Here is a 20,107-nt window from a genome sequence, read left to right on the forward strand (position 1 = left end):
ATTGCAATAGATGGCTAAAAAAGCATCATGTAATTTTGTAGTTAACCAACCACGAGGGATGAGGACATGGCAAGAAACGAAGAGTTGTTTGAAGCAGTGCTGAAGGGAAAGCGCAAAGACGTTGCCGCCTTGGTGCAAACGGAAATCGATGCGGGCACGAATGTTGAAAGCATCCTGATGGAATCCATGGTTCCGGCCATGGCGGAAATCGGCGATCGCTTTTCGCGCAACGAAGCCTATGTGCCGGAAATGCTGATTGCCGCCCGCGCCATGCAGGCCGGCCTCGACCTGCTGGATCCGTTGCTCCAGGAAGCCGGCCACAAGCCGATCGGGAAGGTGGCCATCGGAACCGTCAAGGGCGACCTCCACGACATCGGCAAGAACCTGGTTGCCATGATGCTCAAGGGAGCGGGATTCGAAGTGATGGATCTGGGCGTTGATTGCGATGTCGATAAATACAAGGAAGCCGTGGGCAACGGCGCACAGTGCGTGATGCTTAGTGCCCTGCTCACCACCACCATGCCCTACATGAAGGAAGTCGTGGCCGGACTGGAAGGTTCCGGTGCCAAGGTGCTGATCGGTGGCGCACCGGTCACCCAGGACTATGCCAACGAAATCGGCGCCGACGGATATTCCGACGATGCAAACACCGCCGTTCATGCCGCCAAGGCCATTCTCGGCATTGCGGCATAAAGCGGTCTAAAGTCGCCCGTCTGAAGGTCGAAGGTCTTTTAGCTCGCCGCGCAAGGGCGGCTTTCAGACTTTCGACCTTTTGACATTCCGACCAGGAGCAAGGCAAGCATGGCAGTAAGCATTCATTTTGAAGGCCGAACGGTTGAGGTCGAAAACACCGGTGAACAATTGGTTCTCGAACTGGCTCGGGTGGCGGGGTGGCACATTGATGCAAAATGCGGGGGACACGGCTCCTGCGCGAGCTGCAACGTGCAGCTGGGCGAAGGCCACTACCGCGTCTTCCAGGAAGAGATTAAAGTTGCCGCGGAACAACGCAGGGAGGTGCTCTCCTGCCAGACCCGCGTTCTAGGCGACGCCGCTGAAATCTTCCTTCCGCGAAACTCCGTCATCTCGTTCGACGGTGCCCGCATCGCCGACGAAATGGATATTCCACCCCACAACTTCAACCCGCGCTTCAAGGAAGGATATGGCGTTGCGGTCGATATTGGAACCACCACCGTGGTGGCCGCCCTCATTGATCTCTCGACCGGAAAAGTGCTCAGTCGTGAATCGCTCTACAACCAGCAAATCCTAAAGGCCGACGATGTGGTCTCCCGCATTTCGCTCTGCAATACCGAGGGGCAGCTCGAGGCACTGCGGGCATTGGTGATCGACCACACGCTCAATCCGCTCATCCACAAGCTTTGCGCCGGCACCCAAGCCGACGGCAACGACATTGTTCACCTCGCCATTTCCGGCAATACGGTGATGATGCATATTTTCTTCGGCGTATCGCCGGTCAGCATCGGAACCATTCCGTTCAAACCGGTCAGCCGCACCTTCGAAAGCACGGCCGGCGAACTAGGCATCGACACCCATCCCGGCGCCGTGGTCGTAGCCGTCCCGGCCATTTCCGGCTATGTCGGTGGCGACATCACATCCGACCTTCATGTTTCCCCGCCCGCCCCTCCTAGGGAGTTATCCGTACTGATCGACATTGGAACCAACGGGGAAATGGTTGCCAGCTTGGATGGAAAAATGACCGCCTGCGCCACTGCGGCGGGCCCCGCCTTTGAAGGTGCCGGACTTCTGCATGGGGCCCGGGCCGCCAGCCGGGCGATCGATACCATCAAATATGATGAAAACCTCGATTTCGAACTAACCGTTATTGGCGAACCCAACCCGATGGGGATTTGCGGCTCCGCCATCATCGACTTCATTGCCGACGGTTTCCGGTGCGGGCTCATCAATATGATGGGCCGTTTTGACATTGATCTTTTGAAAAAACAACAACGCTATGAAAAGGTCTGCGGCATGCATGCCTGCATGCTCGTGGCCCCGGAACTCTCGGCGACCGGCGAATCAATCACTGTCACCGAGGGCGACATTGCCGAAATCCTAAAAGCCAAGGCGGCCATTTATGGCGGACTAAAGTCGCTACTGGCGGAACTTGGCAAGACCGTGCAGGAAATCGACCACCTGGTTCTTGCGGGCGGTTTCGCAAAACACATCAACCTCGAAAACGCCATTTGCATCGGCTTGCTTCCCGACCTCCCGCTCGACCACTATGAAGTGATCGGAAACGGCTCCCTTGCCGGTGCCGCCCTCGCACTCCTTGATCAGGACACCATGCAGCACTACCTGGACTTGATCGATAAACCCGAAATCGTGACCCTCAACCAGACCGACCATTTCACCAACCACTTCCAGGAGGCCCTCGCCATCCCCAACCTCGAAACCGACGACTTCCCTAACGTGACATATTAACCACAAAGACACGAAGAGCACCAAGATGCACAAATCCATTAGTCTTTATTCCCCTGCTTCTTTGAGTCCTTGGTGCCTTCGTGGTTAAATACCATTTGAAATGCATTTAAAGCTGATCAGTTGCGAGATTTTTTTCAGGGAGATGGAGTTCCTACTGGAGCAGTCGCCCCACGAGATCGAGGTGGAGTTTCTGCAAAAGGGATTGCACGACATTCCCACGGAAGAAATGCTCAAGCGCATCCAGGCGCAGGTCGATGCCGCCTCGGAGCATGACTACGACGCCATCCTGCTCGGCTACGGCCTGTGCAACAACGGACTCGTTGGCCTGAAGGCGCGCGACATCCAGTTGGTACTCCCGCGCGCGCACGACTGCATTACCCTGTTCCTGGGAAGCCGCCAACGCTACCGCGAATATTTCGACGCCAACCCCGGTACCTATTTCAAGACCACGGGCTGGATCGAACGCGACGAAGTCGCAGACGAACTCAAGCCACTCTCCATCCCCAACCAAACGGGCATGGACATGACCTACGAAGAACTCGTTGAACAGTATGGCGAAGACAACGCCGAATTCCTGTGGGAAGAACTCTGCAACACCGAAAGAAACTATTCCCAAATCACCTTCGTCGAAATGGGCGTCGAACCCGACGACCGCTTCGAAAAGATTGCCCAGGAAGAAGCCGCCTCGAAAAACTGGAACTATGAAAAAGTTGCTGGAAACCTCACCCTAATCCAACGCCTCCTGAACGGTAACTGGAACGAGGAAGACTTCCTCACCGTCCCCCCCAACGCCACCATATCCGCCGATCACTCGGAACAGATTGTTAAACTTCGGCAGGCTTAGGGCAAAATCACATCAAGACGGCCGAATAGGATCTGGATTCCATCAACAGGAACATCAACCACGACCCTCTCCCATTCCTGATCCATGTCCAGAACCTCAAAAGAGCCCGTAACCAATTGCTGCTCAGTGCCTACTCGCGCGACAGGCAATACACGGATGCCCACCTTGCCATGGCTCACCTCATCCAACCGCATCTGGAACAGGCGTGGAAACACTGGAAACAAACCCGCTCGTTGAAGCTGGAACTGGGTGTGCTTAAGGATGCGATCTTCCAGTCGGAGGAACAAGAGGTGGCGGCAGCACTACTGCGCAGGACGATTGACTCGTTGCCCCCGCGCCAGCGGGAAGTCGTTGAGCTGGTCGCCGCCGGAATGGACAACCCGGCAAATTGCCGATGCGTTGAAAATATCTGTTCGCACCGTGCAAAAACACCTTGAGCTCATTTTCCAATCCTTGGAAGTCCAGCACCGCACTCAACTCGCAGCCCAATGGCACCAAGCCCATTCGGTTCAGCTGTATTAAACCTGCGTTGAAGCCCTGAAAGTAAAGTAAGCGTCCCGCTTGCTCCCACGATAGCGAGTCGTTGGAAAATCTTCAAGGTCTATGGTTGGAGCAGCGTTATTCATTCGTAATCCCAAGAAAATTCAGGTTCATGTCCTCAAGCTCTATTTCGAGTTCCGGCCTCAACAGGTTTCGGATATCGGCGAAAAAGTCGGGGTGGTTGACCTTCTCCTCGAGATTGAGCTGTAGTTGGCGGCTGGTGACGGGGGTGCCGTCGTTTTTCATGATTTGGCGAAAGGCCCCCATAACACGTGGCCAGTCGATTTCGGCATGCTGATCTGCATACCAAAGATCGAAGAGATCACGCCTCTTTCGTCGTTGATAAAGCGCGCGAACCTTGGTTGCGAGGAGTTCTTCGAGCTCGAAGGTGGTGAGACCGGCCGTTCCCGCGAACCAGGGAGATTCCACTGCATAGTTTTTCTTGATGGTTCCAAATATAAACTGATGCTCCCGGCAGTTGATTTCAACTTTCAGGCGCATGCGGATGACGGGTTCGACCTCGGTCACGAACCTGAAGATGAGTGTTGTATTTTGCGCCTACCCCCAATGTCCGACCACGGATCGGCGAATTTAAGGTGGAACCTGCGGTTCCCTGTTCCGTGTTCTGGCGGCCAACGAGCCGCCCTTCTATGATGCCGTCGCGGAGCGTAGCCCGTCCCCGAAGGGGCGGCCCGGAGGGCCGAGGGCGGAGCGCAGCGACGGCATCACTTGCGATCATGTTCTGACTGCTCCTCCCATGAATACCTCGGCGGGGGTTCGTTTGTCCAGAGCGCTGTGCTTCCTCTCGTGATTGTAATAGTCAAAGTAGCTCTCGAGTCCCCGATACAACGCATGCCCGTCGGCATAGCATGCGGGGTAGATTTTCTCGTACTTCACCGACCACCACAACCGTTCGATGAATACGTTGTCCAGCGCCCTTCCTCGCCCGTCCATGCTGATGGTGATGTTTTCGTTTAACAGGACGCCGGTAAAGGCGTTCGAGGTGAACTGGCTTCCTTGGTCGGTGTTGAATATATCCGGCTTGCCCTGCGTCAGCGCACACTCGAGCGCATCAACGCAGAACGTACTCTCCATGGTGCTTGAAAGCTCCCAGGCGAGCACATAGCGGCTGTACCAGTCGATTACAGCGCTCAGGTACATGTATCCCTGCCGCATCGGGATGTAGGTGATGTCCGTACTCCAAACCTGATTCACCCGCTCAATGTCCACATTGCGCAGCAAATACGGGTAGATCTTGTGCCCCGGGGCGGGCTTGCTTGTGTGCGGCCCCGGCGTGATGGCCTGAATCCCCATCAGCTGCATGAGGCGGGCGACCCGCTTGTGATTGACATCATAGTCTTGATCACGCAACCAGTCCGTCATGCGTGGATAGCCGAACTCCGGATGCCGCAGATACTGCTCGTCGATCAAACGCATCAAGAGCAGATTCTCCGCCGTTTCCGGGGTGGGGTCATAGTAGAAGCCCGATCTGGGGACGCCTGCGAGCCTACACTGCCGCCGAACCGAATAATCAGTGCCGGGCTCCACCCAGCTGCGGCGCGTTGAAAGGGGCAGGCTCATAGCTTTTTTTCGAGCCACTTCACGTCCATCTTCAGACGCCCGATCTCTTCGTAAAGTGGAGCCGTAAGCTCTTCTTCCGTTTGAGACTGCTTTTTTTTGCCCGATGCAAAAAGCTCCGGGGCATTCGAGAGCAACTGCTTTTTCCAATCCGAGATCTGGTTCGGATGGACCTGATATTCCGATGCCAGCTCCGCCAATGTCTTCATGCCCTTGATGGCATCAATCGCCACCTTGGCCTTAAACTTGTCCGTGAATGTTCTTCGTTTTCTTCCCATTTCCATGCGTCCTTTTGTATCATGCTAAGGCCGCAGGTTCCACTTAAGCCGGTGGTCCTAAAATCGGGGTTAAGCGCATTTCGATCCTTCTGCTTGACCTTTGGAGGTTCCAAATAGTTAAGCACTTCGCGTAAACGATCAATGACAGCTCCGATGGGTTCGGGACGGATCTGCACGAGGTCAATATCCTCGGAATAGCGGGGTGCGGGAGCAAAATAGAGCTTGTGTAGCGCCGTCCCGCCGCGAAAGGCCAATGAGTCCGCCAGCAGCTCATCGGAAAATATATCAACCAGTGCACGGGAGATGACGAGATCCTGCTCAACCTGTGCATCGCTGATCCAGGGCGCATGCTGCTTCCAATGCGTGATGTAGGCACGCGGAATCATAGTTCACCCTCCAAATTCTCATTGATTTTAATTTTCCATTTTGAGTTAACCGGGCATTTGGAAAGCCTCCCGCCCGGAGTAAGCGGAATATGGAAATAATCGCGCTTAGCCAATTCCCTTAGTAGAACATTGGCCAGTTCCTTCTCGCCAAACACCTCTTCAAGCATATAGCCAAGCCGCTGCAAGGGTGCGGTTTTGGCGGTTCCTTCTGCAATTCGCCCCAATCTCTCTTCGCTCATTAGCTCAATCAACTCCTCCACCACCTGAACGACGGATGAGACACCACCGACCAGACGAAGATATGACAAGAGGTCGATTGCCGTCAGTTCCGGAGACGAAACCCGAAAAAATCCAGCCGCGGATTTTTTTTGATCAATACCGTTTAATGGCATGGCGGATTTAACTGGAAATATAAGGTTTATACCGTTGGACTGAACGGGTCGGATGGAGGGCTTGGTAATGATGGTTGAAAAACTCTGAGGTTGCTGGTGCGCCGCCCCGTGCAAGGCGGCGGCAGAAAGCAATCCAACATAATAGGATCGACCAAGATGCTTCATAAAATCGTCGATAAACATTTCGGGAGGTAGCATCCCGCGGCTTCTGTATTCAGGCGGAATAATGACATGGAATCCGCTTCGAATTGATCGAACGCTTCCCACTCGCATGAGGCGCTGAAGACACTGCCTGATCGCGGCATCGCCAACACCGAACCGCCCGTCCAATTCGGAGCGGGCAAATGTGTAACGCCCAAGGGACAGTAGTTCTTCAATATATTGGTCTAAATACGCCTTCATGGTTTTTGTATGCAAAACGTATGGATAATCCATTCATTATGCAAACAAATACTAGTTTAACTGAAGAATACAGAGCCCATCATTTCGCACTTAAACAGCAAGATCGGCACACTTAATACCCATAACCTCCTATGCGAAATAATTTATGTTCATATGATTTCCTGACCATTTAAACAAGGAGACGGAAATGACAGGGAAACAGATACTTTTAGATGCTATTGCAGGCAAGGAAACGGAACGTCCGGCTTGGTTGCCGTTTGTGGGGTGCCATGGCGGATACCTGATCGGCAAGACCGCAACGGACTACCTCCAGTCGGCAGAGCTGCTGGTTGAGGGACTCAAGAAAGCAAAATCGCTATATAACCCGGACGGCCTCCCCATCATGTTCGACCTACAGATCGAGGCGGAAATCCTGGGGTGCAACCTGCACTGGGCCGACGAAGTTCCCCCGGCCGTAACCAGCCATCCGCTGGCCATGGGCAAGACGATTGACGAGCTTCCGGAGCTCGATGCCTCCAAGGGCCGCTTCCCGATCGTCACCGTCGCACTGGACACCTTGAAGAAGGATATTGGCGACGACACCGCACTCTACGGCCTGATCTGCGGCCCCTTCACCCTCGCCCTCCACCTGCTGGGCAACGATATTTTCCTCGACATGTACGACGAGGAAGACGAGGTCATCAAGGTCATCACCTACTGTGCGGAAATCTGCAAGAAATCCGCCGACATCTACCTCCAGCACGGTGCCGATGTGATCGGGGTGGTTGATCCGATGACCAGCCAGATTTCGCCCGACCATTTCGAACAGTTTGTGACTCCCGCGATGAATGCGGTCTTCGACCACATTCGAGAACAAGGCGGCATCTCCTCCATCTTTGTCTGCGGCGATGTGACCCGCAATCTGGAAGTGATGACCCAAACCACGGCCGACAATATTTCGGTGGACGAACAGATCAACATGACGCACCTGCGCGAGCTTTGCGAGGCACAGGGGAAATCGTTTGGTGGCAACATCAAGTTGACCGCCGTCCTGCTGCTGGGCGATGAAGACGATGCCAAAATGGAAACACTCGACATCATGAACAAGAGCGGTAACAAAGGATTCATCCTGGCACCGGGGTGCGATCTGCCCTATGCGGTTCCGACCAAGAACCTTCAGGCGGTTTCCGCAATGGTTCACGATGAATATGCGCGCGAGGCCGCCCAGACCTTGCAGGCCAAGGATGCGGACTCGTTCGACGATGTTGAACTGCCGGACTACCACGGCGCACGTGCCGTGGTGGTGGATGTGATTACGCTCGACTCCACCTCCTGCGCGCCTTGCCAATACATGATGGAGGCCGTTCAGAAAGCCGCCGACAAGGCGATGGTCAAGGTATGGATCAACGAACACAAGATCAAGGTGCGCGAGGGTATTGGCATGATGGTTAAGCTCGGCGTGAAAAACCTGCCAACCATCTGCATCAACGGTGAGCCGACGTTTGCCTCGATCATTCCCGACCAGACCACGCTGGTGAAAGCGATCGAAGAAGCTGCGTTGCCGAAAATGACCGTGGAGGTATAAGGTCAGCCAGTCGAAGGTCGAATGGGACTGACTTCCGACCTTCGACTGTCAGACCTTTGCCCCTAGGAGGCACCATGATTCCCATTTGCTTGATTACCGGATTCCTGGGAACGGGAAAGACGACGCTGCTGAAACGCATCGTGGAGGAAAACCGCGACCGGAAATGGATCTATCTGGTGAACGAATTCTCGGCGCTGGATGTGGATGGAGCCATTGTTTCGGAGGAAAACCCCGACGTGGTTTCCATTCCGGGCGGGAGCATCTTCTGCAAGTGTCTCGTTACCGAGTTCATCGGCCAAATGACGAAGATCCATGAACAGCATCCGGATGCGGAGGGCGTGGTGATCGAGGCGAGCGGCATGGCCGATCCGCGGGTCATCGCCGACATGCTGAAGGAGACGAAGCTGGATGCGCACTTCGAGTTGAACAACATTGTGAGCATCGTGGAACCGCGCAGTTTCCTTCGCCTGATCCACACCCTGCCGAATATTATCCACCAGGTGGAAGCGGCCGACCTCGTCTTGCTGAACAAGTGCGATCTGTTCGAAGAGGCTCAACTGGTTGAAACCGAGCAAGCCGTCGGGAACATCAAGCCCGGATCACACCTGCGCAGGTGTGAACATGCGGCCATCGACTTTCCCGTCTTCGAGCAAACGGCATCGCACAACGACCTGCACGGGGAATATGCCAAGTGCCGCGATCCGCGCTATTCGGCCTTTGCCCTCGACCTACCCTCCTCCACCGATCCCCGGATCTTCATGGATCTAATCAACGAAAACGAAGATGCGGTTTATCGGGTGAAGGGATACGTGCCTACCGAAGACAAGCCCGTCTATTTTGACTATTCAAAGGCAGGGTTTTCCATCACCGCCGCCATGCCTCGCTCTTCCTACGGGCTGGCCTGGATTTGCAAAGGGGAAGAAACCGAACGCATTGAGCGACTGGCGAAAGAGGCTTTGGAAATGTAGCAAGGTGCTCAGCGCCATTAGAGCTCCATGCCGTGTCCTCGTCGCCCTAATCCTGTACTGCGCCGATGGGGTTGAGGCCATAGGCCCGCATGGAAGCCTTTCCCTGCATAACATCATCGATCTGGAACGTGTAGGTGTTGCCGGACATATCCAGATCCCAGGTCTCACCCTTGCGCAGCATGGAGCCATCGTTGCGGAGAATGACCACCTCGCCAGCCAGGGAAACAAACCCCTTGAGCTGGAGCTTGTGCGCGGCGGCGATCCATTCGTGCATAACGGAGTCATCGTTCGGCACCAGGACAACCCCCAGATGGGTGGTGACCTTGACAAAAGGATCCGCCTGGTGGGTTGAGGTTGCAGGAGCCGCCTTAACCTTCACCACCACCTTAACCTCATCATGTAGCTGGCTCAGTTCGTTGGTCTTCACGGTTTCAGGCGATGCGTCAACAACCGCTGAAGGCTCGGCAACCACCTCCGGAGGCGAAACCGGTTCTTCGGCAGCCGCCGTTTCAATGGCAGGTGTGGTCTTTTCAGCCCGAGGAATCGGGGGCAATGGCTCCCGCCCGTTTTCCTCTGGAGGTTCCGGCTCTGGAACCAAACCCATGTATTGACCGAAGGTCTGGCCTCCGGCGGTGGCCACAATGGACAACCGCAACGCGGTTTGCTCCATGAACAGGAGCAGTGGAACCAGTACCATGGCCGTAAGAAGTGCCGAACGAATCTGGGTTTTCAGCAGCTGGAGCACCAGCAGGAACGACAAAAGAAACAGCGCGGGCAGCACCACGATCAACTTCGAAGCCCATCCGGCTTCGATCATATAAATGCGGGAAACCACCAATGCCCCAACCACAATGACAGACTGAAGCACATTCGCCTTGAAAGGCGTGCCGGTCTTTAGGCTGACCATGAAACAAAGGGCACAACACGTGATCAAAATCACGACCAATTGAATCCCACCGTCAAGGATCACAGATGCAGGAACATCAAACATGCCAAAATGTTAGCAACAAACACGCCAATTCGTCAGCCACGAACCGCATATTCGCGCAGCGTGTCCAGTTCGATGAATTCGAGGACGGAGGCATGGGTTGCCTCAAGCTTGACCTGAGGTGCGACCCCATTGTCATGCGCCTGAATCCAGCGCGACAGGCACAGGCACCAATAGTCCCCCTCTTTCAACCCCGGAAAACCAAACTCGGGAATGGGTGTTGAAAGATCGTTGCCAGCGACCTTGCTAAAGGCGAGGAATTCATCGGTCATCAAGACGCAGATGGTGTGCATGCCCTCGTCATCCGCCCGGGTGTCGCACTTTCCGTTTCGGAAAAAGCCGGTCATGGGATTTTCACTACATGCAACCAACGGATCTCCTAAAACGTTCTTAGCCATTGCAGATTCCCTCGGATAACTCTGCCTCGTGGGAATCGCCATCAAAGACCTTGATCAGGTCATACTGCGTGGTGCGTTGCGCCGGCACATAGCCCGCCTCGCGAATCATGTTGACCACCTGCGCTTCGTTTACGCCATAATCGATCCCTGTTGCGCTGACCACTTCTTCGGTCATCAACACACCGCCGTAATCATCCGCACCAAACTGGAGGGCCAGCTGCGCCACGTCGGGGCCTTCGGTCACCCAGCCCGCCTGGAGGTGCGGAACGTTGTCGAGAATCAAGCGGGCAATGGCGATCATCTTGAGATAATCGACGCCATTCTGAATTCTCGGGCAATCCAGCTCGGTCTTGTTTGGAGAAAAACTCCAGGGAATGAACGCGGTGAATCCACCCGTGCGATCCTGCACCTCGCGCACCTTGACCAGGTGTTCAACGCGTTGCGCCGAGGTTTCGCCAAATCCATAAACCATCGTGGCGGTCGTCTTCAGGCCAAGCGCGTGCGCCTCCTCCATGAGGTCGAGCCAGGCCTTGGACCGGGTCTTCTTCGGGCTGATCTCGCGGCGGATATCATCCACCAGGATTTCGGCCCCGCCGCCGGGCAGCGATTGCAGACCGGCATCCTTCAGCCGTTGCAGGCATTCACTGATGGTAATATTTTCCTCCTGGGCCAGGAACTCGATTTCCGTGGGCGACATGGAGTGGATCCAGATATCGACATTGTCGCGGATGCCTCTGAGGCACGCTTCGTAGTAGTCGAGTTTGAGATCAGGATTCAGCCCTCCCTGGATCAAAATCTGGGTCGCGCCCTTTTCGGCTGCGCGCTTGACCTTCTCAACCACCTCTTCCGGGGTGAGTGTATAGGCGCGTTTGCTTTCCGGCTTGGTATAAAACGCGCAGAACTTGCAGTCGGTCACGCAGACATTGGTGGTATTCAGGTTTTTGTCGAAAACATAGGTTGCCTTGTCGCCGGGCACCGCTTCCTTGCGCTTCAGATTCGCCACGCGTCCAAGTTCCTGGAAGGGCGCCTCGTCCAACAGGATGGTTGCATCCTCGGCGCTCAGGCGTTCGCCGGCCTCGACCCGGTCGAGGATCGGTTTCCACTTGGGCTTAATGGTTGATGCTTGATGTTCGGGAGGTTCATCAGACGCGCGCCCATCCTTCTTCAAGCATCCGGCATCCAGCGTCAATTTTTCATACGCCGAGTTGGTCAGCACCGGCGTGTGGCCGTGGTTTTCGAGGAACACCTCCATCTCTTCGGCCGAGAAAAACTTTTGGCTCTGGGGTGCACCGCCGGCCTTGGCAATCCGCTCGTCCAAACTGGTGCCGCCGATGTCATCCACCCCGCTGTGCGTCAGTACGCCGAGGAGCTTTCGATCCATATAGTTCACCAGCATGCGTACGTGCGGAACGTTGTCGCAATAGATGCGCGACAACGCGGCCACCCGCACCTGCCGGTCGCCCGTCGGCGTATACTTCACGCCCAGCGCCTTGCCATTCGCCTGGAATGGCAACGGAATGACGGCGCGGAATCCGCCGGTCTTGTCCTGCAATGCACGCAAGCGCGAAAGGTGGTCGACCAGGTGTTCGTCTTTTTCAATATGCCCGAACAGCATGGTGGCATTGGTTGGAAGACCAAGCACGTGGGCGGTCTCGTGTACGTCCAGCCATTGTTGGGCCAGAATTTTGGTGGTGGCGATCTTCTTACGCACGTCCGGATGGAAGATTTCCGCCCCACCACCGGAAATCGAGCCAAAGCCGCAGGCTTTCAACCGCTCCAGGCACTCACGAACCGAAATGCCCGCATTGCCGGCAATCCAGTGGATCTCAACGGCGGTCATGCCCTGTAGAAGAACGCCGGGCAGCATTTCTCGGGCGAGTGAAAAAAGATCCTCGTAATATTTCATATCGAGTTCGGGAATCATGCCACCCACGATGTGGAGATCGGTCAGGTTCCAGTTTTGAGCCTTTTCCAGGCTCTTTCGGGCATCCTCCAACGAGGTGACGTAGGCATCCTCCGCATTATCCGGCCGCCAGAACGAGCAAAGCTTGCATTTGACCACGCACAGGTTGGTCGGGTTCAGGTTATGGCTATGCACATAGTAGGTTTTGTTTCCGTGGCGGGCCTGGCGGATGGCATCGGCGCGCGCCATCAACTCCGCCGTCGGCATGTTCTGCAGCATATCCAGCGCTTCGGCATCGCTGATCCGGGGTTGCGAATATTCACTCATTCAATCAGGCCTCAAAGTTAAGTAGAACCAATTTGGTATAGATTTGCGCAATTGACCACCCCAAAATCCGTTAAGATTTTGAAATGGCCGAGAATCATCCATTTTCTGGCAATTCAGTCAACATTATGAAACACCCGCTGTCCATAGGTATTAGGAGGCGCAACATGAATATTGAATTAATGAGGGAATTCTTCGGTTGGATGACCCTGATCAACCTGGGGCTCTACATCTGGACGGCGGTCATGTGCTTTTTTTGCAAGGGCATGATCTACCGGACGCACGGAAAAATGTTCCGGCTGACACCAGAGGCCATCAACGCTTTCCTGTATGGTTATCTGGGCGTATACAAGATTTTCTTCATCGCCTTCAACCTCGTCCCCTGGCTCGCATTGGTGCTCATGACCTGAAGACATGCCAACCCGGAGTTAAGATTGAAGGAACAAGGTTGGCCCAACTCAGTCCATTCGCACTCTGGCTCGGTAGCAGCGGTTTGATGTGTCGGCTGAATCGGAGAAATGAATCAAACCATTGATCCCCGTCCGGTTCGTCGTGAGTGTATTCCAGGTGGGAACATTTAGGGAGTCGCAGTATTCGATGTCATAAACCCGCCCCGTAACCGTATCGACGGAAAACCCGAACCGATAGAACCCGTTAGAATTTGTTACATCCACTCCCTCAACCCTGAAATAGGTTGAGCTGTCCATTAATCCGGTTCCGGCAATGTATTCATTTAAGTCTGTGGCGCCATCCGAGTCGGTGTCCGTCGACAAGGCATCCGAACCAACCACCAAGAGTTCGACATAGTCATCCAGGCCATCGCCATCGGTATCGCTTGAATATGGATCGGTTCCTGCACGAACCTCCTCCGCATCCGTTATTTGATCAAAATCCGAATCGAGCGGGTTGTCGAACTGCACAAACACTTCATCCAAGATTTGCCCTTGGTCGCCGGACAGTACGGCATAAAGTAATTCCGATGGAGCACCTAGGGCACCAGCTCCGAACCACCTGTTGGAAAAGGCAACGGAACCCCCCGGTGCCACCCCGCTTGAACCAACGGTTTCCAGCAAGTTGGTTCCGCCGGAAGCAGGGTGCAATTGAAATGCCAGTTCAAATGTTCCCGTTGCAGTTTCCAGGCCACGGTTTGTGACCACTGCATCGATTTGGTGCCAGCCATCGCCTAGCGGGGTTGCCTCAAGGAAGTCGATTTCGAGAACGGCTCCAGGTAGCGTCCAACGGGTTTCATTATTCGCGCGGTTCGCATCCGGGCATACCCCATCCGGATCAATCACTGCCAGAACCTCATTCCATTCAAAGTCGGGACTGGTCAACCATTCCAGCGAAACGCACTGCCTTCCGCCACCCGGCAAAAACCCGATTGAGATATCTTGGAGCGCCCCGTTCGTGGGATCCCCAACATAAAACCTTACAAGGACATTCGACACCCCACTGCAACCATGGTTGACGACCCAGCTTTGAAGGGTAATGTAGTCGCCCACTTCCACTGGTGGACTAGACACAATCGCGCTGGCCGAAAAGGCCACATCAGACTCGATCCCATAGTCCAGCACACACAGGTCGGTTTGATCGACCTGGGGGGCATCGTTTGTCCCCAGCGAATAAGAATCCCTATTATAGGCCAGTACAAGGGTGCCATTTTCAGCAAACAGCCCGTTGAACGCCCGCTCCACCTGGCTTGTGTTTTCCAGCAAAACAACCGGGTCACCCCATTGGTTATGAATCGGATCGTAATACACAATGTGCGGCTCTTGCTCTCCATCGGCATCCATCAGTTCCCACACAATTCCGAGGTTGCCGTTGCCCGAGACCAGTTTGTATGCCGACGCAGAGCCGCTGGCAGGATCGCTACCGCACACTACCGCCCCTGCAAGGTCTGCCGACTCCGCCAACATGAATTTTTCATCCTGCAACCAACTAATGAAAACCTGGCCGGTATCATCATAAACCGTTTGAGGATTGATGTCCTGAACCTCATTGGACGTCAACTGCACCAACTCGCTCCAAGCAGTCCCATTCCAAGAGGCTCCAAACAACTCCTGATCGTTTTCCGTATCCTGATTGTCATCCAGATCAAGGCAGCAAACCCATAAACCTCGGTTTCCATCGAAGGCGAGGTCGCTCCAGAGCATCATCGGCAAATTCGTTGCAACGCTTGCGGGTTCCGACCATTCGGAGCCGTTGTACATCGAATATAGAACCGTATTGGGTGCGTTCGAGGAACCGACCAGGTCTTCATCCGTCCCGCGCACCCATGTCACCATAGCTGTTCCATTGCTTCCTGCCGCCGCATTGGGGGTGCGGTCCATTACCGTGTTGTCTGTCAGGTTGGTGGAACTCCAACTGGCTCCATCCCAGACCGCGACCGCAATTTCCTGATGGGGCAAAACGTCTTCGATTGCAATATCCACAGGGAAACCCATGGCGGAATTCTGCCATGCAAGGACAAGAAAAGCACCGCCCCCGGCAATTTCCGGTTCCGCATCCAATGTGCCGTCATCCCAGACCGGGGTCGTTGCCGACCAAACACCCCCGGTCGCAGGACGGGTTTGCTCAACCAATACCAACCGGTTTTCTGAAGACCGGACGGGGTCATCCATGAGCCAAACCAAACGCAATCCATCCCCAGCCTCGGCCAGTGCAGGGTTTGATTCGGGGAAAACCGATGGCACAACCACGTGGTTTTCCAAGTCATTGGCATCGACCGTAGCAGGAAGCTGCTGCGCCTTATAAAGATAATCCCGGGGCATGATCTCGAACCCCGCCATGGATGGTTCATGAAGCGCCTGCGAAATATCCGCCATGGTTGAAAGCTCAATCAACCCGTAATCTGCGTCTGCTGAATCCCCCAGCAAGTCATACGTTTCATCAACGCGGGTTCGCGTTCTCGTATAAAACAGAAATGTCGTCTTGGTCTTGACGAACCAGCCGAGCGACAGGTAGCCAAATGCCGGATCCTGGTTAACCTGCAGCCTCATCCTCAAGCGCCCGCCGAGGATGACCTCATAGCTGGCTACATCGGCGAAACCCAATCCACCAATGAGGGAAATCGCGACCTCGGCAGGGATCGCCAGTTCCCATATCAACTCATCCTCCCAACCTATCATCGCTTCAGCGCCGGCCTTGCCTTCGACTTTCAACCGGACATATATGGGAAGCACCCCCAAATAGGCGGGAGGCGATGTGTATTCGGACTCGAGGTACAACCTGGCTGCACCCCACACCTTCCATTCATCATTGTCTCCGACCGCATAGTCGCCACCCAACCGCCCCCCAAGTTCGCCCTCCAAAGTCAACGTGGTATCATTCCCCAATGGCTTCCACTTGGCATCCTTGGTCTTGCTTAGTGTCAGCGCAAAAGTCCCGTCGCTCGAAATGGAACCGGACATTGCCATCCCCACATCAAGGCTCAGTTTTTTATCCTTAACCGTTTTCTTGGGCAGCTTGACCTCTTTTTTCGCGACCCCCCATTCCAGCGGAACGGTTAGCGTATAGGTGACCACGCCATTTTTCCGATCCAGCTCAACGGAAAACATCTCAACGCCACCGATCCCGTACGAGTCGAACAAAACCGGCATGTATATGATCCGGAAAGCGCACCGTACCCTATCCGACTGCGTGCCGTCGGCGGCCACGGCACGAACATATAATGACCGGCCTACACCAAATGCGCCAAGGTCGATTTGGTAGGTGTTGCTGGATGACCGCTGGAGCTCAGTTCCGTCCGCTTTTTCAAAAACGATCACACCTGCCCCGAACCCGTTCCAGTCCACATCGACCGTGACAACATCCTGAAGTTGAAAATCGGCAAGGAATGTCCCCGGCTTGAATTTGTTAAAGAACGTGCCCCAAACGGAGATGACCGGCTTGTCCCCCGCTGTCGTGTTCAGCTTTATGTTGTCAATCGATCCCGCATGTTCCTGAACAAGTATTTCTGAGTCTCCTCCTTCTACATTATCCTTCATCGGAAGCACATAAACGGAACCATGTAGAAACGCTTCACGATCCCACACAGAATCCAGCGTATATGAAAAGCGTGTCCTGCCTCCAACCTCTGTACTCCCGCCCCAAAACTTATCAATCGGGTTAAGATCGGGATGTCGTGAATCCCGGAAAAGACAATCCAAATGCCGACTGAAGAACGTATATTCATAATCAGCAACCGCCCAATCGCCATAGCCGGCATAGTACCAATTGGACCAACCATCATGGGGTTGCTTCCGCAAGCCACTAATATGAAGATCGTACGGAACCATACACAACACTTCATCCTCCCCGCGGAAGGAAAACGTCACCTCATCGCTGAAAAAATTCGTCGAACCGGGAGCTGCCCTGTAGTAGTTCTTTATCCCACCACCGGCCACCTCCCATGCGGCCGCACGGATATCACCATCGGGAGGGCAGTCTCCGCAAAACCGCTGGTATGCCTTAACCTCAACCTCAATCGATGTTGAATATTGATCAGGCCAATCCGCTCCGGCATTCCAAACGACCTTGTGGTTGATGCCGTTGGAAATCCCGTCTCCGATATATCCGGAAAAACTGGAAGCAAGAATATTTGAGCCCGTATCCATAATGGTCACAGCAACCTCGGAAACATCGTTACTGTCATCCGACAGGTCGTAGAAGATATCCACCAGTTGTGTTCCAACCCGCTGGTTCGCATGGACGTTGCTTACCCTGGGGTTGGTTGCAGATGCCTTCACTGAGACAAGGCAGATACAAACCGTGAACATGAGCCGTTTCATCATACAGTCCTCACATACCGCGGGGTCATTTTGCGCTCCTCGATGAGCGCCTGGCGTTTCTGCCTACCCAAAAACAAGCCTACCGCACCAATCATAAAAAGAGTGGCCGCTTCCGGCTCAGGAACAGATGCAGTCATGTATTCGCCTGCCACGATGGTGTGGGCATCGATTTGGAGGATGTCTACCGAACCGCGCAACACATCGATTTTGAACACCCCCTGCAAATCCCCCCATTTGACATCGGAGGTCAAACCCATGCCGGCAAGGGCGTGCCCCGACGCCCCGTTGTTCGTATACGATTTCGCGAAGAACGCTGCGTCCAGCAAACCATCTTCGAACAGGGTAACACGATAGACCTCATCGGAACCCAATTGGCCGATATCCAAATCCCACACCGTGTACATGTGGTGGACAGGCTCGATCCAAGGCACACCGGGGGAATCAAAGATGCCTGAATGGATCGGCCAGGTGAACGATTCGCCCTGGTGCAGAATCAGCCCGGCATGGGCAGAAACACCCATGGAAAAGCAGGTAATGAGGAAGGCCTTTTTTATGCACATAACACGCTCCTTCACCTCTTGTTGGTCGCGAAGGCTTTCCTACTCCCCGCACCTGCCAACATCAAGAAATAAACCATTTGTTATTTTTATGCATTATCTTACCCTTTTAGTCATGTTTCCCGGAAAGGTATTTAAGTCCTGGCATTGTGCTAAAATAAGGCGAACTAGCCCTGAATAAATGGTTGCGCACATCGTTGCAACGGGGCTTCGCTTTCCATATTGTGCCCTACATGCAAACGATACTGATCACCAACGCCAATCTCGTAAACGAAGGTTCCACCACGGCCTCCGATCTGTTCATCAAGAACGGCCGCATTGAAAAGATCGCGCCCAGCCTGACCAACCAAGCGGCCGACACCGTCATCGACGCCAAGGGCAAGGCGCTGCTGCCGGGCATGATCGACTGCCACGTCCACTGCCGCGACCCGGGACTCGAGCAAAAGGCCGACCTCCACTCCGAAACGCGCGCGGCGGTTGCCGGCGGCGTCACCTCCATCATGGAAATGCCCAACACCAAGCCGGCGGCCATCACCAATGCCATTCTTGAAGACAAGTTCGCCCTCGCCGCCACCCGGTGCGTTGCGAACTATTCCTTCCACCTCGGCGCCTCGAACAACAACATCGACGAGCTGCTGGCGATGGATCCGAAAACCGTTTGTGGAGTCAAACTCTTCATGGGCGCCTCCACCGGCGGACTGCTGGTTGATCGGATGGAACAGTTGGAAAACATTTTCGGAAGGATCGAGGTTCCCATTTCCTTGCACTGCGAAGACACCAACACCATCCGCGAAAACGAAAAGGCCGCGCGCGAGAAATATGGCGAAGACATTCCCTTTTCCGAGCACCCGAACATTCGTTCCGAGGAAGCGTGCTACCGCTCCACCGCCCTCGCCGTCGAACTGGCCACCAGATATAATTCCCGGATCCACGTGCTGCACCTGACCACCGCAAAGGAACTGGAACTGTTCCAGGCCGGTTCGGTCGAGGGGAAGAAAATCACCGCCGAAGCCTGTCCGCACATGCTCTGGTTTTCCTCCGACGACTACGCCGAAAAAGGGGCGTTGATCAAATGCAACCCGTCCATCAAGACGCCCGCCGACCGCGCGGCCCTGCGGGACGCCGTGAAGAGTGGATTGATCGACACCATCGGCACCGACCATGCACCGCACCTCTTCGAAGAAAAGCAAAACCCGTACGGTTCCGCCCCCTCTGGCCTACCCCTCATCCAAAGCGCGATGGCCACAGCCATTGAGTTGTTCCCGCTCGAAACCGTTGCCGAAAAAACCGCGCACAATCCGGCACGGATTTTCCAAGTGGAGAAGCGCGGCTTCCTCCGCGAAGGCTACTGGGCGGATTTAACCCTGGTCGACACCGAAACACCGACCACGGTCACCAAGGAAAACACGCTCTACAAATGCGGCTGGTCGCCCTTCGAAGGCGTCACGTTCAAGTCCTCCATCATCGCAACGCTCGTCAACGGGCAGATTGCCTATGCCGACGGACAGGTCAACGGTGCCGTCCGCGGGCAACGGTTGTTGTTCGATCGCTAAACGCTGCGCTGCGCCGTGTTTCTCGCCATCCAGCAATTGGATCGCGGCAAACAAGCCAATGGCTCCAACGCCCATCATTCCTAAAACAGAGGACGCCAGCAGGGCCGACCAGTTGAAGGAAACGCCCAGCGCCGCTTCGATCCAATGCGGCAGCGTGTTGCCTCCAAAAGGAACCACCGACCAGAGCACGCCGGCCAGGAATGCCAGGAAGACGAGTGTTCCGG

19 protein-coding genes are annotated in these 20,107 nt (G+C 54.8%); 9 read left to right on the forward strand and 10 right to left on the reverse strand.

Features of this window, described 5'->3' with window-relative positions:
- Window positions 1–66: 66 nt before the first annotated feature.
- The 3 genes from E9954_RS07070 (at window position 67) to E9954_RS07080 (ending at window position 3,283) form a co-directional block, all read left to right on the forward strand.
- The gene (locus E9954_RS07070) at window positions 67–693 is read left to right on the forward strand and encodes a corrinoid protein (protein WP_136078507.1); all 627 of its coding nucleotides are present in this window, start codon (window positions 67–69) and stop codon (window positions 691–693) included.
- Between the two features lie 108 nt (window positions 694–801).
- The gene (locus E9954_RS07075; RefSeq protein ID WP_136078508.1) at window positions 802–2,439 is read left to right on the forward strand and encodes an ASKHA domain-containing protein; all 1,638 of its coding nucleotides are present in this window, start codon (window positions 802–804) and stop codon (window positions 2,437–2,439) included.
- Window positions 2,440–2,581: 142 nt separating this feature from the next.
- Window positions 2,582–3,283, forward strand: coding sequence for a DUF1638 domain-containing protein (locus E9954_RS07080; protein WP_168442050.1), 702 nt, complete (start codon window positions 2,582–2,584; stop codon window positions 3,281–3,283).
- On the opposite strand, the gene E9954_RS33840 is transcribed toward E9954_RS07080, so the two are convergent.
- The gene (locus tag E9954_RS33840) at window positions 3,280–3,570 is read right to left on the reverse strand and encodes a hypothetical protein (protein ID WP_168442051.1); all 291 of its coding nucleotides are present in this window, start codon (window positions 3,568–3,570) and stop codon (window positions 3,280–3,282) included. The genes E9954_RS07080 and E9954_RS33840 overlap by 4 nt on opposite strands.
- Here E9954_RS33840 and E9954_RS33295 point away from each other — a divergent pair.
- Both E9954_RS33295 and E9954_RS33845 read left to right on the forward strand, forming a co-directional pair.
- Window positions 3,454–3,720, forward strand: coding sequence for a response regulator transcription factor (locus E9954_RS33295; RefSeq protein WP_246046699.1), 267 nt, complete (start codon window positions 3,454–3,456; stop codon window positions 3,718–3,720). The genes E9954_RS33840 and E9954_RS33295 overlap by 117 nt on opposite strands.
- Complete coding sequence (locus E9954_RS33845; protein ID WP_407947755.1) at window positions 3,704–3,805, forward strand: hypothetical protein; 102 nt, start codon at window positions 3,704–3,706, stop codon at window positions 3,803–3,805. Before E9954_RS33295 ends, E9954_RS33845 begins: the two co-directional genes overlap by 17 nt.
- A 96-nt stretch (window positions 3,806–3,901) precedes the next feature.
- Here E9954_RS33845 and E9954_RS07095 read toward each other — a convergent pair whose 3' ends face one another.
- The 4 genes from E9954_RS07095 to E9954_RS07110 all read right to left on the reverse strand — a co-directional run bounded on the left by E9954_RS07095 (window position 3,902) and on the right by E9954_RS07110 (window position 6,892).
- Window positions 3,902–4,363 (reverse strand): nucleotidyl transferase AbiEii/AbiGii toxin family protein, encoded by a 462-nt coding sequence (locus E9954_RS07095; protein ID WP_281281230.1) that lies wholly within the window; start codon window positions 4,361–4,363, stop codon window positions 3,902–3,904.
- 195 nt (window positions 4,364–4,558) lie between these two features.
- A protein-coding gene (locus E9954_RS07100) for an IS3 family transposase (RefSeq protein ID WP_407947725.1) occupies window positions 4,559–5,679 on the reverse strand; the annotation gives its coding sequence in 2 pieces (ribosomal slippage) (window positions 4,559–5,413 and window positions 5,416–5,679; 1,119 coding nt in all).
- A complete protein-coding gene (locus E9954_RS33850) occupies window positions 5,607–6,065 on the reverse strand; it encodes a nucleotidyl transferase AbiEii/AbiGii toxin family protein (protein ID WP_136078514.1) in 459 nt (152 codons plus the stop codon). The genes E9954_RS07100 and E9954_RS33850 overlap by 73 nt, the downstream gene beginning before the upstream one ends.
- Window positions 6,062–6,892: a type IV toxin-antitoxin system AbiEi family antitoxin domain-containing protein gene (locus E9954_RS07110; RefSeq protein WP_136078515.1), complete on the reverse strand. Its 831-nt coding sequence runs from the start codon at window positions 6,890–6,892 to the stop codon at window positions 6,062–6,064. The genes E9954_RS33850 and E9954_RS07110 overlap by 4 nt, the downstream gene beginning before the upstream one ends.
- Before the next feature lie 154 nt (window positions 6,893–7,046).
- On the opposite strand from E9954_RS07110, the gene E9954_RS07115 reads away from it, so the two are divergent.
- Both E9954_RS07115 and E9954_RS07120 read left to right on the forward strand, forming a co-directional pair.
- Entirely contained in the window at window positions 7,047–8,423 is a 1,377-nt protein-coding gene (locus tag E9954_RS07115; protein WP_136078516.1) for a uroporphyrinogen decarboxylase family protein, read from the forward strand.
- A gap of 74 nt (window positions 8,424–8,497) precedes the next feature.
- Window positions 8,498–9,391, forward strand: coding sequence for a CobW family GTP-binding protein (locus E9954_RS07120; protein WP_136078517.1), 894 nt, complete (start codon window positions 8,498–8,500; stop codon window positions 9,389–9,391).
- A gap of 46 nt (window positions 9,392–9,437) precedes the next feature.
- Here E9954_RS07120 and E9954_RS07125 read toward each other — a convergent pair whose 3' ends face one another.
- The 3 genes from E9954_RS07125 to mqnC all read right to left on the reverse strand — a co-directional run bounded on the left by E9954_RS07125 (window position 9,438) and on the right by mqnC (window position 13,007).
- Window positions 9,438–10,298, reverse strand: a complete 861-nt coding sequence (locus E9954_RS07125; RefSeq protein WP_136078518.1) for a hypothetical protein — start codon at window positions 10,296–10,298, stop codon at window positions 9,438–9,440.
- Window positions 10,299–10,414: 116 nt separating this feature from the next.
- Window positions 10,415–10,777, reverse strand: coding sequence for a DUF2237 family protein (locus tag E9954_RS07130; RefSeq protein ID WP_136078519.1), 363 nt, complete (start codon window positions 10,775–10,777; stop codon window positions 10,415–10,417).
- Complete coding sequence (mqnC, locus tag E9954_RS32970; protein WP_222847087.1) at window positions 10,770–13,007, reverse strand: cyclic dehypoxanthinyl futalosine synthase; 2,238 nt, start codon at window positions 13,005–13,007, stop codon at window positions 10,770–10,772. The genes E9954_RS07130 and mqnC overlap by 8 nt, the downstream gene beginning before the upstream one ends.
- 164 nt (window positions 13,008–13,171) lie before the next feature.
- On the opposite strand from mqnC, the gene E9954_RS07140 reads away from it, so the two are divergent.
- Window positions 13,172–13,414: a DUF6868 family protein gene (locus E9954_RS07140; RefSeq protein WP_136078520.1), complete on the forward strand. Its 243-nt coding sequence runs from the start codon at window positions 13,172–13,174 to the stop codon at window positions 13,412–13,414.
- Between the two features lie 48 nt (window positions 13,415–13,462).
- Here E9954_RS07140 and E9954_RS07145 read toward each other — a convergent pair whose 3' ends face one another.
- The gene (locus E9954_RS07145) at window positions 13,463–17,776 is read right to left on the reverse strand and encodes a hypothetical protein (RefSeq protein WP_136078521.1); all 4,314 of its coding nucleotides are present in this window, start codon (window positions 17,774–17,776) and stop codon (window positions 13,463–13,465) included.
- A complete protein-coding gene (locus E9954_RS07150; RefSeq protein ID WP_136078522.1) occupies window positions 17,773–18,333 on the reverse strand; it encodes a hypothetical protein in 561 nt (186 codons plus the stop codon). Before E9954_RS07150 ends, E9954_RS07145 begins: the two co-directional genes overlap by 4 nt.
- A gap of 230 nt (window positions 18,334–18,563) precedes the next feature.
- Here E9954_RS07150 and E9954_RS07155 point away from each other — a divergent pair, with 230 nt between their 5' ends.
- A complete protein-coding gene (locus tag E9954_RS07155; protein WP_136078523.1) occupies window positions 18,564–19,883 on the forward strand; it encodes a dihydroorotase in 1,320 nt (439 codons plus the stop codon).
- Window positions 19,884–20,107: the final 224 nt, after the last annotated feature.

This window comes from Pontiella desulfatans, assembly GCF_900890425.1.
Classification (GTDB): Bacteria; Verrucomicrobiota; Kiritimatiellia; order Kiritimatiellales; family Pontiellaceae; genus Pontiella; species Pontiella desulfatans.

Bases quoted from the DNA above. Each gene is read 5' to 3' on its own strand.
- E9954_RS07070 (WP_136078507.1), top strand. From the start codon at position 67: ATGGCAAGAAACGAAGAGTTGTTTGAAGCAGTGCTGAAGGGAAAGCGC.
- E9954_RS07075 (WP_136078508.1), top strand. From the start codon at position 802: ATGGCAGTAAGCATTCATTTTGAAGGCCGAACGGTTGAGGTCGAAAAC.
- E9954_RS07080 (WP_168442050.1), top strand. From the start codon at position 2,582: ATGGAGTTCCTACTGGAGCAGTCGCCCCACGAGATCGAGGTGGAGTTT.
- E9954_RS33295 (WP_246046699.1), top strand. From the start codon at position 3,454: ATGGCTCACCTCATCCAACCGCATCTGGAACAGGCGTGGAAACACTGG.
- E9954_RS33850 (WP_136078514.1), bottom strand. From the start codon at position 6,065: ATGATTCCGCGTGCCTACATCACGCATTGGAAGCAGCATGCGCCCTGG.
- E9954_RS07110 (WP_136078515.1), bottom strand. From the start codon at position 6,892: ATGGATTATCCATACGTTTTGCATACAAAAACCATGAAGGCGTATTTA.
- E9954_RS07115 (WP_136078516.1), top strand. From the start codon at position 7,047: ATGACAGGGAAACAGATACTTTTAGATGCTATTGCAGGCAAGGAAACG.
- E9954_RS07120 (WP_136078517.1), top strand. From the start codon at position 8,498: ATGATTCCCATTTGCTTGATTACCGGATTCCTGGGAACGGGAAAGACG.
- E9954_RS07125 (WP_136078518.1), bottom strand. From the start codon at position 10,298: ATGGTCAGCCTAAAGACCGGCACGCCTTTCAAGGCGAATGTGCTTCAG.
- E9954_RS07130 (WP_136078519.1), bottom strand. From the start codon at position 10,777: ATGGCTAAGAACGTTTTAGGAGATCCGTTGGTTGCATGTAGTGAAAAT.
- mqnC (WP_222847087.1), bottom strand. From the start codon at position 13,007: ATGAGTGAATATTCGCAACCCCGGATCAGCGATGCCGAAGCGCTGGAT.
- E9954_RS07140 (WP_136078520.1), top strand. From the start codon at position 13,172: ATGAATATTGAATTAATGAGGGAATTCTTCGGTTGGATGACCCTGATC.
- E9954_RS07145 (WP_136078521.1), bottom strand. From the start codon at position 17,776: ATGATGAAACGGCTCATGTTCACGGTTTGTATCTGCCTTGTCTCAGTG.
- E9954_RS07150 (WP_136078522.1), bottom strand. From the start codon at position 18,333: ATGTGCATAAAAAAGGCCTTCCTCATTACCTGCTTTTCCATGGGTGTT.
- E9954_RS07155 (WP_136078523.1), top strand. From the start codon at position 18,564: ATGCAAACGATACTGATCACCAACGCCAATCTCGTAAACGAAGGTTCC.